Below are 13189 nucleotides of genomic sequence, written 5' to 3' on the forward strand. Positions count from 1 at the left end.
TCTCCCCGCAGGTGCGCAGTGTGCCGCTTTCCCCCGCGGGTGCAGTGACCATGATGCGCTACGACGTCCACGGGCGCCCGGCGAAGCGCACGGGCCGGCGTCGGGGTCGTCAGCGGGCGGCCCAGTCGCCCCGCACATGGCCGAGGTGGCGGGTCATGACGGCCCGGACCCGGTCCTCGTCCCGGGCGAGGAGCGCGTCGAGGATCTCCAGGTGTTCTTCGGCCGAGGAGGTCAGCAGCCCCCGCTCGACCAGCGCGGTCAGGCCGTACAGGCGGGACCGCTTGCGCAGGTCGCCGACGACCTCGACCAAGTGCTGGTTGCCGGCCAGCGCGAGCAGGCCCAGGTGGAAGCGGCGGTCGGCCTCGACGTAGGCGATGAGGTCGCCGTCGGCCGCCGCGCCGACGATCTCCTCGGCGTCCGCGCGCAGCGCTTCGAGGGCGGCGGGGTCGGCGGTGGCGGCGAGTGCCGTGGTGGTGGGGATCTCGATCAGCGAGCGGATGTGGGTGTACTCGTCGAGTTGCTGCTCGGAGACGGCGGTGACCCGGAAGCCCTTGTTGGGCACGGTGTCGACCAGGCCCTCCTTGACGAGGTCGAGCATGGCCTCGCGCACGGGGGTCGCCGAGACGCCGAAGCGGGCGGCGAGCGAGGGGGCGGAGTGGACCTCGCCGGGGCGCAGTTCACCGGCGACGAGCGCGGCCCGCAGGGCGTTGGCGACGCTCTCGCGGTAGCTGGGGCGGGGGCCGCCGAGGAGGGGCAGGGCGGGGCCGGGCCCGGCGGTGGCCTTGGCCATGGGAGGGGTCCTTTCCTCGGCTGCAGGAGGAGGGGTGGGGTCAGAGGACGAAGCCGGACGGGAACGGGTCGGTCGGATCAAGAAGGTACTGCGCGGTGCCGGTGATCCAGGCCCGGCCGGTGATCGTCGGGACGACGGCGGGGACTCCGGCGACCTCGGCGGTCTCGACGAGGCGGCCGGTGAAGGACGTGCCGATGAAGGACTCGTTCAAGAAGTCCTGGTGCAAGGGGAGTTCGCCGCGGGCGTGGAGTTGGGCCATGCGGGCCGAGGTGCCGGTTCCGCAGGGTGAGCGGTCGAACCAGCCCGGGTGGATGGCCATCGCGTGCCGCGAGTGCGCGGCGGTCGAGCCGGGCGCTGATAGGTAGACGTGGTGGACGCCGTTGATGGACGGGTTCTCCGGATGGACGGGCGGGGCCTCGGAGTTGATCGCGTCCATCAGGGCGAGTCCGGCGGCGAGGATGTCGTCCTTGCGGTCGCGGGTGTAGGGCAGGGCGAACTGGTCGAGCGGCAGGATCGCGTAGAAGTTGCCGCCGAAGGCCAGGTCGTAGGTCACCGTGCGGCCGTCGGCGAGGGTCGCCTTGCGGTCCAGGCCGACGACGAAGGACGGCACGTTGCGGAGGGTGACGGACCGCGCCGCGCCGTCCTCGACGGCCACTTCGGCGACCACCAGGCCTGCGGGGGTGTCCAGGCGGACGGTGGTGACCGGTTCGACGACCGGCACCATGCCCGTCTCGACGAGGACGGTGGCCACGCCGATCGTGCCGTGGCCGCACATCGGGAGGTAGCCCGAGACCTCGATGTAGACGACGCCGTAGTCGCAGTCGGGGCGGGTCGGCGGCTGCAGGATCGCCCCGCTCATCGCGGAGTGCCCGCGGGGCTCGTCCATGAGGAAGTGCCGTACGTCGTCGCGGTGTTCGCGGAACCACAGCCGGCGTTCGTCCATCGTGGCGCCGGGGATGGTGCCGATGCCACCGGTGACGACACGGGTGGGCATGCCTTCGGTGTGCGAGTCCACGGCGTGCAGAACCAGCTTGCTGCGCATGGGAGTTCCTCTCGGTGGCGCGGCCTCGATGGGACGACTTCGGTGGGGCGCGGGTCGGGTCAGGAGAGCCCGAGGGCGACGACCTTCTCGGTGGCCTCACGGACGGCCTTCTCCTGCTCCGGCAGCAACGGCACCCGGGGCGGCCGGACCGGGCCGCCGCGCCGCCCGACGATGTCCATGGAGAGCTTGATCGCCTGGACGAACTCCACCTTGGAGTCCCAGCGGTGCAGCGCGTGCAGCTGCCGGTAGAGGGGCACGGCGGTGGCCAGGTCGCCCTTGACCGCCGCGTGGTACAGCTCGACCGTCGACTTCGGCAGGGCGTTGGGGTAGCCGGAGATCCAGCCCTTGGCGCCGGCCACGGCAAGCTCGAGCAGGACGTCGTCCGCACCGATCAACACGTCGAGTTCCGGGGCGAGTTCCTGTATCTGGTAGATGCGGCGGGGGTCGCCGGAGAACTCCTTCACGCCCTTGATCAGCCCGGCCGCGTGCAGTTCGGCGAGCAGTTCGGGGGTGAGGTCGACCTTGGTGTCGTGCGGGTTGTTGTAGGCGACGATGTCGATGCCGACCTCGGCGACGGCGGCGTAGTGGGCGCGCACCGAACGTTCGTCGGCACGATAGGAGTTGGGCGGCAGCAGCATGACGGCGGCACACCCCGCCTCCTTGGCCTGCCGGGCCCAGCGGGTGGCCTCGGCGGAACCGTAGGCCGAGACGCCCGGCATGACCTTGTCGCCGCCGATGGCCGCGACGGCGGTCTCCACGACCCGGGCGCGCTCCTCGTCGGTGAGCACCTGGTACTCACCGAGCGAGCCGTTGGGGACGACCCCGTCGCACCCGTTCTCGACGAGCCACCGGCAGTGGTCCGCGAACCCGTCGAAGTCGACGCTCAGGTCGTCGTGCAGGGGGAGGGCGGTCGCGACGAGGACGCCGCGCCAGACGGGGTGGGAACGGGAGTCGGGGTGAGGGGACGTGCCGGTCATGGGAGCCTCAACTTTCCGATGGGGGTGACGAATCGCTGACGGATGTCCTGGGTGACGGAGGTCGGGAGGGCTGGTCAGCCATGGGCGCCGCTCAGGGCTCCTCCGGGTCCCGGGCCAGCACCTCCAGCGGTACCGGCCGGGCGAAGGGCCGCCTGGCCGGTCCCGGCGCGCAGCCGGCGACTCCCGCGACGCCGGGCGCGCAGATCCGGCCCTGGCACCAGCCCATACCCGCACGGGTGAGGAGTTTGACGGTACGCAGATCGGTGGCGCCGAGTTCGGCGGTGGCCGTGCGGATCGCGCCCGCCGGGACCTCCTCGCAACGGCAGACGACGGTGTCGTCGGTGACCTGGTCCACCCAGTGGGCGGGCGGGGCGTAGGCGGTGGCGAGGGCGGTGGAGAAGTCCCGCATCCGGGCCCGAGTGCGGGCAGCCGCGGCCCAGCCGGCGGGCCGGGGTTCAACTCCCTTGAGGCGGGCGGCGATCGAGTACCCGGCGATCTCCCCCTCGGCGAGCGCCTGCACCGCTCCCCCGATCCCGGTGGCCTCACCGGCCGCCCACACGCCGTCGACGTCCGTGCGCTGCTCGGCGTCGGTCACCACGAAGGTGTCACCGGTGTCGTCGATCGCGCAGCCCAGGGACTCCGCGAGGTCGGTGTGCGCGAGCATGCCGTGTCCGACGGCCAAGGCGTCGCAGGCGATCCGCCGCTCTGTGCCAGGCCTGACCCGGCCGGCGGCATCGAGCGCGGCGACGGTGACGGCCTCGACCCGGTCGCCGCCGTGGGCCGCCACAACAGCGTGACGGACCATCACCGGGACCTTGTGGCGCAGGAGTCGGGAGGCGTACCCCGCCGCCTCGACGACCTTGCCCGGGTGTGCGACGAGGGTCGCCGCATGGCGTACGAAAGCGGCGGGCCGTACGGACTCGACGTACGCGACGACTTCGGCGCCCGCCGCGGCGAGCCCGGCCGCGACCGGCATCAGCAGCGGGCCGGTCCCGGCGACGACCACCGTGCTCCCCGGCAGGACGAGTCCGCCCTTGAGCATGGCCTGGGCACCACCCGCGGTGACCACTCCGGGGAGCGTCCAGCCGGGGAAGGGCAGCACCTTCTCGTAGCCGCCGGTGGCGAGAAGGACGGCCTCGGCGGTGATCGTCTCCGAGGTCTGCTGGTCGGGGCCGAGCAGGGCGTGGACGCCGAAGCTTCCTGGCCTGAACTCCGGTTCCACGAACCAGACATGACGGTCCGCCAGGTGGACGATGCGGCCCGCCTCGACATGGGCGGCGAGTCGATCCCGCAGCGCTTCCCAGGTGCCCCAGGCGTGGTGCAGCGCCTGCGGCTGACGGGCGCCGAGCCCGGCCGCGGGCTGCCGGTAGAACTGCCCGCCCGCCTGCGCACCCGCGTCCAGCAGCGCGACCCGTACGCCCCGGTCGGCGGCCGTGAGCGCGGCGGCGAGCCCGGCGGGGCCGGCGCCGATCACGGCGAGGTCGGCCCTAGTCATGGCCGCCGTCGTCCCCAGCGAGGTCGTCATGGCCGGTGCCCTCCTGCGTGCGGATCGTGTCGCCGGGCTCGGCCGGGACGAGGCAAGCCCGTTGGTTCGGGCGGTCGTTGACGGTGACGAGGCAGTCGAAGCAGATGCCGATGCCGCAGAAGACCCCGCGCGGTGCGCCGCTCCCTCGCGTGCCGCGCCAGGAGGTGATGCCGGCCGCCCAGAGCACGGCGGCGACGGTCTGTCCTGGCAGGGCGTCGATCCCGCGGCCGTCGACGGTGACGGTGAAGGCCGGCCCGGGGTGGGCTCGGGCCAGCTCCAGCGGAGTACCGCGCAAGGCCTCGCCTCGGCCAACGCCCTTGATACCGCCTGGTTTTCGCCTCACTGCCCCTCCTCGAACCGGTCCGGGCGGAACGGCGTCAGGTCGAGGTCCGGTCTCCGGTCGGTCAAGGTCTGGGCGATCAAGTGGCCGGTGCCGACCGCGAGTCCGATGCCCGCGCCCTCGTGACCGCACGCGTGGTGGAGCCCCGGCACCCGGGGGTCGGGCCCGATGGCGGGCAGATGGTCCGGCAGATAGGGCCGGAAGCCGAGATAGCCGCGCATCGCGTGCACTGTGCCGAGCATCGGGAACAGCTCGGTGGCCTGCGCGGCCAGCCTGCGCGCGACCGGGAGCGAGAACGTCCGGTCGAAGCCCACCCGTTCGCGGCTGGCCCCGATCAACACCGGTCCCGCGTCGGTGCTTTCGACGACCGCCGAGGACTGCAGCCCCGCGTCCCCACTGGCGACGTCGGCCACGTAGTCGGCGGCGTACACCTTGTGCCGGATCACCCCGTGCGGCAGCGGCTCGGTGACCAGGACGAAGCCGCGGCGCGGCAGCACCGGCAGGTGTACGCCGGCCAGCGCGGCGACCTCGCCGCCCCAGGTGCCGGCCGCATTGATCACGGCCGGGGCGTGCAGGTCGCCGTGCGCCGTCCGTACGCCGCGCACCGAGCCGTCCTTCGCGCGCAGGATGTCGGTGACGGCGGTGCCGGTGCGCAGGTCGGCGCCGGCGCGTCGGGCCGCTCGTACGACATGGGCGGCGGCCAGGGTCGGCATCACCTGGCAGTCCTCGGGGTAGAGCACGCCTCCCGCGAGGCCGGGGGCCAAGTGCGGCTCCAGTTCGGCGAGTTGGTCGGCGGCGACGAGCCGCGCGTCGACTCCGGCGGCCCGTTGTCCGGCGGCGAAGTCGGTCAGCGCGGACATGCCCTCGGGCGAGGAGGCGACGACGACTCCGCCCTTCGGCTCGAACTCCACGGCCTCGGCCAGGCCGGGTTCGGCGGCGAGGTCGGTCCACAGGCGTCGGGACAGGAGGGCGAGGGCGAGCTCGGGGCCCGGTTCCTTGTCGGAGACGAGCAGGTTGCCCTCGCCCGCTCCGGTGGTGCCGCCGGCCACGGGGCCGCGGTCCACGAGGAGGGTCCGCAGGCCTGCCCGGGCCGCGTAGAGGGCGCAGGCCGCGCCCACCATGCCGGCCCCGATGACTACGACGTCGCAGGTCAGTGCGCTGCTCACGTCAGTACTATGTCACATGTTTCTGTGCTCGCCAAGGGGTCGCCCACAGGGGCCCGGTGGCCGAGGGACCCGCCCTCCGCCACCGGGAGCCGCGCGGTCGGCCGCCCACCGGCGCCGCGCGGCCATCCGCCTGTCGGGGCGGTCAGCCCTCGGTCAGGGTGACGTCCTCGCGCTGGGCCGCGTGGAAGCGGGGCAGCGGCAGGCCGCCCTGGGCGCTGAGTTCCATCAGCGTCGCCTCGACGTTCGCCGCACCGGGTTCGAGGTTGTCCGACGAGCTCTTGCCGGTGTTCTGCCAGCGGTGCTCCATGCCGTCGCAGACCGCGCGGGTGCCGCCGATGCCGTGGCGGACGTTCGGGGAGCTCTGGGCGACCGAGGAGCTGACGAAGACCGGGCCGGAGCTGCCGAGACAGCGGTAGGTGCCGGAGAGGGTGACGGTGCCGTCGGGCGCGATGTACCCCGTCGGGTCGACGGTCACGGTCTCGAACGGGTCGGCGGACGCGGGCGCGGCGGGGGCGGCGGCCAGCAGGAACAGCGCGGCACAGGCGGCGGGGCGCAGGGCGGAGCGGAGCGCGGGGCGCAGAGACATGGGGAAACCTCCTGGGTGTGGGGCCTCCACTGGTACCGGGCGCACGCCTCCACGGCCGTGATCGTCACTCCTTCGGTGGCGAGTCCACACCGATGGTCACGCCCGTCACTCCTTCGGTGGCGAGTCCGCACCGACGGTCGTGGAACCGTCCGGGAGTTGTCCGCGTGTTGTCACGCTTCCCGGCGCGCGGTTCCGATGAGTTCACGGCGGGAGGATGGTCTCTACTACGGGGACGCCGACCGGCGGAAACCCCACCGACGTGGAGGTGCGACATGTGTTCCCACCAGCCTTCGTGCTCTTCCTCCGACAACAGCGCCGCGCATGTCGTCGCCGCCCACCCCGAGCAGGGCTGGAGCCTGCTGTGCGACGGGGCGATCGTGTTCGACGACTCCGGTGAGCTGACCCCCGACGGCCGCGCGGTCGCGCCGCACCGGGTCGCTTCGCTGACGATGGCCGCCTGAGCAACGTTCACGTACAACTCCTTTGCGATGAGCCCGCGTTGAACTTGGCCGGCCCCCGCACCTCTCCTCGGTAGAGGTGTCCGAGCGGATCCCCCCGGCGCAGGGCGCGGGCGTCACCAGGCGGCCCGGCACGGTTCGAGCGAGAATGCGAACGTCGCCGGACCCCTCCGCACACACCCTCCGCACTCGCGGACGCACGGCCTCCCCGCCCCGGCGGTATCGCGCCACATTGACTGTCGTCACCAAGGCGATACGCTCGATGCGCGAGCCCACACCCCGCCCATCAGGCAAGGGGGCGTACCGCCATGATCGACTCGGCGCATGTCGACACCTTCGCGCGTGACCATCTCCCGCCGCGCGAGGAGTGGCCGGAGCTGCGCTTCGAGTTGCCGGAGCTGAGGTACCCCGATCGGGTGAACTGTGCCGCCGAGCTCCTGACCGGCCAGGACGCCGACAGCCAGGCGTTCCACACCCCCGCGGGACCCTCCTGGACGTACGGCGAGCTGCGCGCCCGCGTCGACCGGCTCGCGCACGTCCTGACCGGCGACCTCGGTGTGGTCCCCGGGAACCGGGTGCTGCTGCGCGGACCGACCACACCGTGGCTCGTGGCCTGCTGGCTCGCGGTGCTGAAGGCGGGCGCGGTCGCCGTGACAGTGCTGGCGCAGCAGCGGCCGCACGAGCTGGCCACGATGTGCGGGATCGCCGACATAGGCCACGCCCTGTGCGACATACGGGCCGTCGACGACCTCGCCAAGGCGGAGATACCGGGGCTGCGCGTCACGACCTACGGCGGTGACGCACCCGACGACCTCCTGAACCGTCCGGCGCCCGACACCCCGTATCCGGCGGTCGACACCGCGGCCGACGACGTGGCGCTGATCGCGTTCACATCCGGCACCACCGGCCGCCCCAAGGGGTGCATGCACTTCCACCGGGACGTGCTCGCCATAGCCGACACCTTCTCGAAGCATGTGCTGCGGCCGCGGCGGGACGACGTCTTCGCGGGGAGTCCGCCGCTCGGTTTCACCTTCGGCCTGGGCGGTCTGGTGATCTTCCCGATGCGCGTCGGCGCGAGTGCGCTGCTGCTCGAACAGGCGGGCCCCCAGCAGTTGTTGCCCGCGATCGCCGCCCACCGGGTCTCGGTGCTGTTCACCGCGCCGACCGCCTACCGCGCGATGCTCGGCGAGGTCGACGCCCACGACCTCTCGTCCCTGCGCCGCTGTGTCTCCGCCGGGGAGAACCTGCCCGCCGCCACCTGGCAGGCCTGGCGGGAGCGGACCGGGCTGCGGATCATCAACGGCATAGGCGCCACCGAGCTGTTGCACATCTTCATCTCCGCAGCCGACGACGACATCAGGCCCGGCACGACCGGGAAGCCGGTGCCGGGGTGGCACGCGCGCGTGCAGGACGCGGACGGAACCCCGTTGCCCGACGGGGAGTCGGGGCTGCTCGCCGTCCAAGGGCCGGTCGGCTGCCGGTACTTGGCCGACCCGCGTCAGCGCGTGTACGTGCGCGGCGGCTGGAACGTCACGGGTGACACCTACGTGCGCGAGAGCGACGGCTGTCTCCGCTTCGTCGCCCGCGCGGACGACATGATCATCTCGGCCGGCTACAACATCGCGGGACCCGAGGTCGAGGACGCGTTGCTGCGTCACCCCGACGTGGTCGAAGCGGCGGTCGTGGGGCGGCCCGACGAGGCCCGCGGTCAGGTGGTGGTGGCCTACGCCGTCCTCAAGGAGGGCGCCGAACGGGACGCCGAGGCCCTGCGCGTCTTCGTCAAGTCCGAGCTGGCGCCGTACAAATGCCCGCGCGAGATCGTCTTCCTGGACGCGCTGCCGCGCACGGCCACCGGCAAGCTCCAGCGGTTCAGGTTGCGCGCCGAAGATCACGTCGAAGATCGCGTCGGTGATGACACCGATGGTGACCAGCAGTGATGTCGACGACCTAAGATGATCAACGTGTCCGACCAGCCTGCCCCACGGTCTCTCATCGTCACGCTCTACGGCGCGTACGGCCGTTTCGTGCCGGGCCCCGTGCCCGTCGCCGAACTGATCCGGCTGCTCGCCGCGGTCGGCGTGGACGCGCCCTCCGTACGCTCCTCGGTGTCCCGTCTCAAACGGCGCGGGCTGCTGCTGCCGGCCCGCACGGCCCAGGGCACGGCGGGGTACGAACTCTCGGCTGAGGCACGCCAGTTGCTCGACGACGGCGACCGACGCATCTACGCCGAGGTGCCGCCCGAGGACGAGGGCTGGGTGCTCGCCGTGTTCTCCGTACCGGAGTCGGAGCGGCAGAAGCGACACGTCCTGCGCTCCCGCCTGGCCGGCCTCGGCTTCGGCAGCGCGGCACCGGGCGTGTGGATCGCCCCGGCCCGGCTGTACGAGGAGACCCGGCACACCCTCGTACGACTGCGGCTCGATCCGTACGTCGACCTCTTCCGCGGCGAACACCTCGGCTTCGCTCCCACCGTCGAGGCGGTCGCCCGCTGGTGGGACCTGGCCGCCATCGCCAAGGAGCACGACGCGTTCCTCGACCGCCACGCGCGCGTGCTGCGGCAGTGGCAGGAGCGCCCGGCGGCCGACACCCGGCCCGAGGAGGCCTACCGCGACTACCTCCTCGCCCTGGACTCCTGGCGCCACCTGCCCTACATCGACCCCGGGCTGCCCGCCCGGCTGCTGCCCGAGGACTGGCCGGGGGCGCGCTCGGCGGCGGTGTTCCGGGGGCTGCACAAGCGGCTCAGGGCCGCGGGGGCCGGTTTCGCGGGCGTGTGAGGGGATGCGGGCGGGCGCCTCCTCTCGGGTGCATGAGAGGCGTCCCATGAGTCACTCAGCCAAACCTCAGGCTCCTCAACACCTCCTCTCAGACTTCTTACCTACCGTTCCACGGGTCGCACGACGGGTAGGAAAGAGGACTGTTGCGCATGACCACCACGCCAAGGGCTCAGGGAGCCACGGTCTGGCTGACGGGGCTGCCGAGCGCGGGCAAGACGACGATCGCCCGTCACCTGGGGGATCGGCTGAAGGCCGAGGGGCACCGCGTGGAGGTCCTGGACGGTGACGAGATACGCCGCTTCCTCTCCGCGGGCCTCGGCTTCTCGCGAGAGGACCGCAACACCAACGTGCAGCGCATCGGCCTCGTCTCGGAGGTCCTGGCGCGCAACGGCGTCCTGTCCCTCGTCCCGGTCATCGCCCCGTACACCGACAGCCGCGAGGCCGTGCGCAAGCGGCACCAGGCCAGCTCGACGCCGTACATCGAGGTGCATGTCGCCACCCCGATCGAGGTGTGCAGCAAACGGGACGTGAAGGGCCTCTACGCCCGCCAGGCCGCAGGCCGGTTGACCGGCCTGACCGGCATCGACGACCCCTACGAGCCGCCCTTCGACCCGGACCTCGTGCTGCCGACGCAGGGGCAGACGCCCGAGGAGTCGGCGGACGCGGTGCACGCGCTGCTGGCGGAGCGGGGGTTGGTGTGAGCGCGGCGAGGCCCGCGCAGGGCTTCAGCCTCTCCCACCTGGACGCGCTGGAGTCCGAGGCGGTGCACATCTTCCGCGAGGTGGCGGGCGAGTTCGAGCGGCCGGTGATCCTCTTCTCCGGCGGCAAGGACTCCATCGTCATGCTGCACCTGGCGCTGAAGGCGTTCGCGCCCGCGCCGATTCCCTTCTCGCTGCTGCACGTCGACACCGGACACAACTTCCCCGAGGTCCTCGAATACCGGGACCGCACGGTCGACAAGCACGGGCTGCGGCTGCATGTGGCCTCCGTGCAGGACTACATCGACCGAGGCGTGTTGCGCGAACGTCCGGACGGGACCCGTAATCCGCTCCAGACGCTGCCGTTGACCGAGAAGATCCAGGCCGAGAAGTTCGACGCGGTCTTCGGTGGCGGGCGGCGGGACGAGGAGAAGGCCCGGGCCAAGGAGCGGGTGTTCAGCCTGCGGGACGAGTTCTCGCAGTGGGACCCGCGGCGGCAGCGGCCCGAGCTGTGGAACCTCTACAACGGCCGCCACGCCCCCGGAGAACACGTCCGCGTCTTCCCGCTCTCCAACTGGACCGAACTGGACGTCTGGCAGTACATCGCCCGTGAGCGGATCGAGCTGCCCGACCTCTACTTCGCCCACTACCGCGAGGTGTTCGACCGGGGTGGGATGTGGCTGACCGCCGGCGCGTGGGGCGGCCCCAAGTCCGGGGAGAGCGTGGAGAAACGGCAGGTCCGCTACCGCACGGTCGGCGACATGTCCTGCACCGGCGCCGTGGACTCCGACGCCGACGGCATCGAGAAGGTGATCGCCGAGATCGCCGCCTCCCGGCTGACCGAGCGCGGCGCGACCCGGGCCGACGACAAGCTGTCCGAGGCCGCGATGGAAGACCGCAAGCGCGAGGGGTATTTCTAGTCATGGCCGTGGACACGCTTCGGTTCGCCACCGCGGGTTCGGTCGACGACGGCAAGTCGACGCTAGTCGGACGGCTGCTGCACGACTCCAAGTCGATCCTCACCGACCAACTGGAGGCCGTCGAGCGGGCTTCCCTGAGCCGGGGCCAGGAGGGCCCCGACCTCGCGCTGCTGACCGACGGGCTGCGCGCCGAGCGCGAGCAGGGCATCACCATCGACGTCGCCTACCGCTACTTCGCCACCCCCAAGCGGCGGTTCATCCTCGCCGACACCCCCGGCCACGTGCAGTACACCCGCAACATGGTCACCGGTGCCTCCACCGCCGAGCTGGCCGTCGTGCTGATCGACGCGCGCAACGGCGTCGTGGAGCAGACTCGTAGGCACGCGGCCGTGGCCGCCCTGTTGCGCGTCCCGCACGTCGTCCTCGCCGTCAACAAGATGGATCTGGTCGGGTACGAGGAGAAGGACTTCCGGCGGATCGTCGGGGACTTCGCGGGCCACGCCGCCGAGTTGGGGCTGCCCGGCTTCACGCCGATACCGGTCTCGGCGCTGGTCGGTGACAACGTCGTGGAGCGTTCGGCGCACATGGACTGGTACCGGGGTCCGTCCCTGCTGGACTTCCTGGAGAACGTGCCCGTGGGGACGGAGGCGGCCGACGCGCCCGCCCGTTTCCCGGTGCAGTACGTGATGCGCCACGGCGAACTCCGCTACTACGCGGGCCAGTTGGTGTCCGGCTCGCTGCGGGTCGGTGACCGGGTCACCGTGCACCCCTCCGGGGCGAGCTCCGAGATCACCGGCATCGACGTGCTCGGCACCGAGGCGGAGGTGGCGTACGCGCCGCAGTCGATCGCGGTGCGCCTCGCCGATCAGCGCGACATCTCGCGCGGCGACATGCTCACGACCGGCGTGGACGTCCCCGCCCTCACGCAGGAGGTCCGGGCGGCCGTCTGCCATCTCGCCGATCAGCCGCTGCGGGTCGGTGACCGGGTGCTGGTCCGGCACACGACCAGGACCGTCAAGGCGATCGTCAAGGATCTGGGCGGGGCGAGCGAGCTGGGCGCGAACGATCTGGGGCGGATCGGTCTGCGTACGGCGGAGCCGTTGGCACTCGACGACTACACGGTCTCCCGGCACACCGGCGCGTTCCTCGTGATCGACCCGGCGGACGGGTCGACACTGACGGCGGGCATGGTCGAGCTGTAGAACAGCCCGCACCACAGCAACCGAGTCAGCATTTCATCCTGACTGTCGTCAGAATGACGATACAAACCTTCGCGATTCGCCATTGTCACCGCTCGTCAATAACGCGGTAACAACGGGCTCACTCGTGCGAGGCGGGGCGTTGGACTGGGTAAGCCGCTCGGTACGGGGTCGAAGGTCCCGCACGGTGCCCGTCGGACGACTCTGCCGGGCGGCGCCGTACCATACATAAGGTTGAAAGCAGGACAGCCTGCTCATGAACGGAACCGCTTTGTACGATCGCCCCTCCGCCTCCGCCGCCTCCTGGCGCATCGCGCTGCCGCACTCCGCCGCGGCCGTGCCCGTCGCCCGTGCGCTGGTGCGCACGGCGCTGACCGAGCTGGAGAACGGGGCCGACAGTGACACCGCGGAGCTGCTCACGGCCGAGCTGGTCGCCAACGCCGTGGAGCACACCGCCGGCGACTCCCCGATAGAACTCGTGGTGGAGCTGATGCCCTCCGGCTGTCAGGTCGAGGTGCACGACCCCGACCCGGCACCGCCCGGGGACCTGACCCGGCCCGACCGCGGGGAGCTCGACCCGTGGCAGGAACACGGGCGCGGACTGCTCCTGATCCGCGCTCTCAGCTCCTCCTGCGGACACCGTCCGACCGAGTCGGGCAAGGCGGTCTGGTTCAGGCTGCCGGTGGTGCCGCCGCAGCGGCGTTCCGCGTGACCGTG

The 13189-nt window shown here is 71.9% G+C and carries 14 protein-coding genes; 7 read left to right on the forward strand and 7 right to left on the reverse strand.

The window, feature by feature from the left end:
• Positions 1-109 precede the first annotated feature (109 nt).
• The 7 genes from ACIQI8_RS08805 to ACIQI8_RS08835 form a co-directional block, all read right to left on the reverse strand.
• Positions 110-790: a GntR family transcriptional regulator gene (locus tag ACIQI8_RS08805; protein WP_402346301.1), complete on the reverse strand. Its 681-nt coding sequence runs from the start codon at positions 788-790 to the stop codon at positions 110-112.
• A gap of 40 nt (positions 791-830) precedes the next feature.
• On the reverse strand, positions 831-1832 hold the full coding sequence (locus ACIQI8_RS08810; protein ID WP_402346303.1) for a proline racemase family protein: 1002 nt from the start codon (positions 1830-1832) through the stop codon (positions 831-833).
• 59 nt (positions 1833-1891) lie between these two features.
• Positions 1892-2809, reverse strand: a complete 918-nt coding sequence (locus ACIQI8_RS08815) for a dihydrodipicolinate synthase family protein (protein ID WP_402346305.1) — start codon at positions 2807-2809, stop codon at positions 1892-1894.
• Positions 2810-2900: 91 nt separating this feature from the next.
• Positions 2901-4334, reverse strand: coding sequence for an FAD-dependent oxidoreductase (locus tag ACIQI8_RS08820; protein ID WP_402346307.1), 1434 nt, complete (start codon positions 4332-4334; stop codon positions 2901-2903).
• Positions 4297-4629, reverse strand: coding sequence for a (2Fe-2S)-binding protein (locus tag ACIQI8_RS08825; protein WP_402346309.1), 333 nt, complete (start codon positions 4627-4629; stop codon positions 4297-4299). Before ACIQI8_RS08825 ends, ACIQI8_RS08820 begins: the two co-directional genes overlap by 38 nt.
• Positions 4630-4673: 44 nt before the next feature.
• Positions 4674-5840, reverse strand: coding sequence for an NAD(P)/FAD-dependent oxidoreductase (locus ACIQI8_RS08830; protein WP_402346311.1), 1167 nt, complete (start codon positions 5838-5840; stop codon positions 4674-4676).
• 142 nt (positions 5841-5982) lie between these two features.
• Positions 5983-6426 carry a DUF6299 family protein gene (locus ACIQI8_RS08835; protein WP_402346313.1) on the reverse strand — a complete coding sequence of 148 codons (444 nt, stop codon included), beginning with the start codon at positions 6424-6426 and terminating at the stop codon, positions 5983-5985.
• 272 nt (positions 6427-6698) lie between these two features.
• Between ACIQI8_RS08835 and ACIQI8_RS08840 the strand changes: the two genes are divergently transcribed.
• From ACIQI8_RS08840 to ACIQI8_RS08870, 7 genes are all read left to right on the forward strand, one after another.
• The gene (locus ACIQI8_RS08840; protein ID WP_402346315.1) at positions 6699-6887 is read left to right on the forward strand and encodes a DUF5999 family protein; all 189 of its coding nucleotides are present in this window, start codon (positions 6699-6701) and stop codon (positions 6885-6887) included.
• 305 nt (positions 6888-7192) lie between these two features.
• Positions 7193-8821, forward strand: coding sequence for an AMP-binding protein (locus ACIQI8_RS08845; protein ID WP_402346317.1), 1629 nt, complete (start codon positions 7193-7195; stop codon positions 8819-8821).
• 15 nt (positions 8822-8836) lie between these two features.
• Positions 8837-9655, forward strand: coding sequence for a PaaX family transcriptional regulator C-terminal domain-containing protein (locus ACIQI8_RS08850; RefSeq protein ID WP_402346319.1), 819 nt, complete (start codon positions 8837-8839; stop codon positions 9653-9655).
• A 149-nt stretch (positions 9656-9804) separates the two neighbouring features.
• Positions 9805-10356, forward strand: coding sequence for an adenylyl-sulfate kinase (gene cysC / locus ACIQI8_RS08855; RefSeq protein WP_402346321.1), 552 nt, complete (start codon positions 9805-9807; stop codon positions 10354-10356).
• Positions 10353-11273 carry a sulfate adenylyltransferase subunit CysD gene (gene cysD, locus ACIQI8_RS08860; protein WP_402346323.1) on the forward strand — a complete coding sequence of 307 codons (921 nt, stop codon included), beginning with the start codon at positions 10353-10355 and terminating at the stop codon, positions 11271-11273. Before cysC ends, cysD begins: the two co-directional genes overlap by 4 nt.
• A gap of 2 nt (positions 11274-11275) precedes the next feature.
• Positions 11276-12475 carry a sulfate adenylyltransferase subunit 1 gene (locus tag ACIQI8_RS08865; protein WP_402346325.1) on the forward strand — a complete coding sequence of 400 codons (1200 nt, stop codon included), beginning with the start codon at positions 11276-11278 and terminating at the stop codon, positions 12473-12475.
• A 253-nt stretch (positions 12476-12728) separates the two neighbouring features.
• Positions 12729-13184, forward strand: a complete 456-nt coding sequence (locus tag ACIQI8_RS08870; RefSeq protein WP_402346327.1) for an ATP-binding protein — start codon at positions 12729-12731, stop codon at positions 13182-13184.
• The last annotated feature ends 5 nt before the right edge of the window (positions 13185-13189 follow it).

It is taken from the genome of Streptomyces sp. NPDC092369 (assembly GCF_044755245.1).
Taxonomy (GTDB): Bacteria; Actinomycetota; Actinomycetes; order Streptomycetales; family Streptomycetaceae; genus Streptomyces.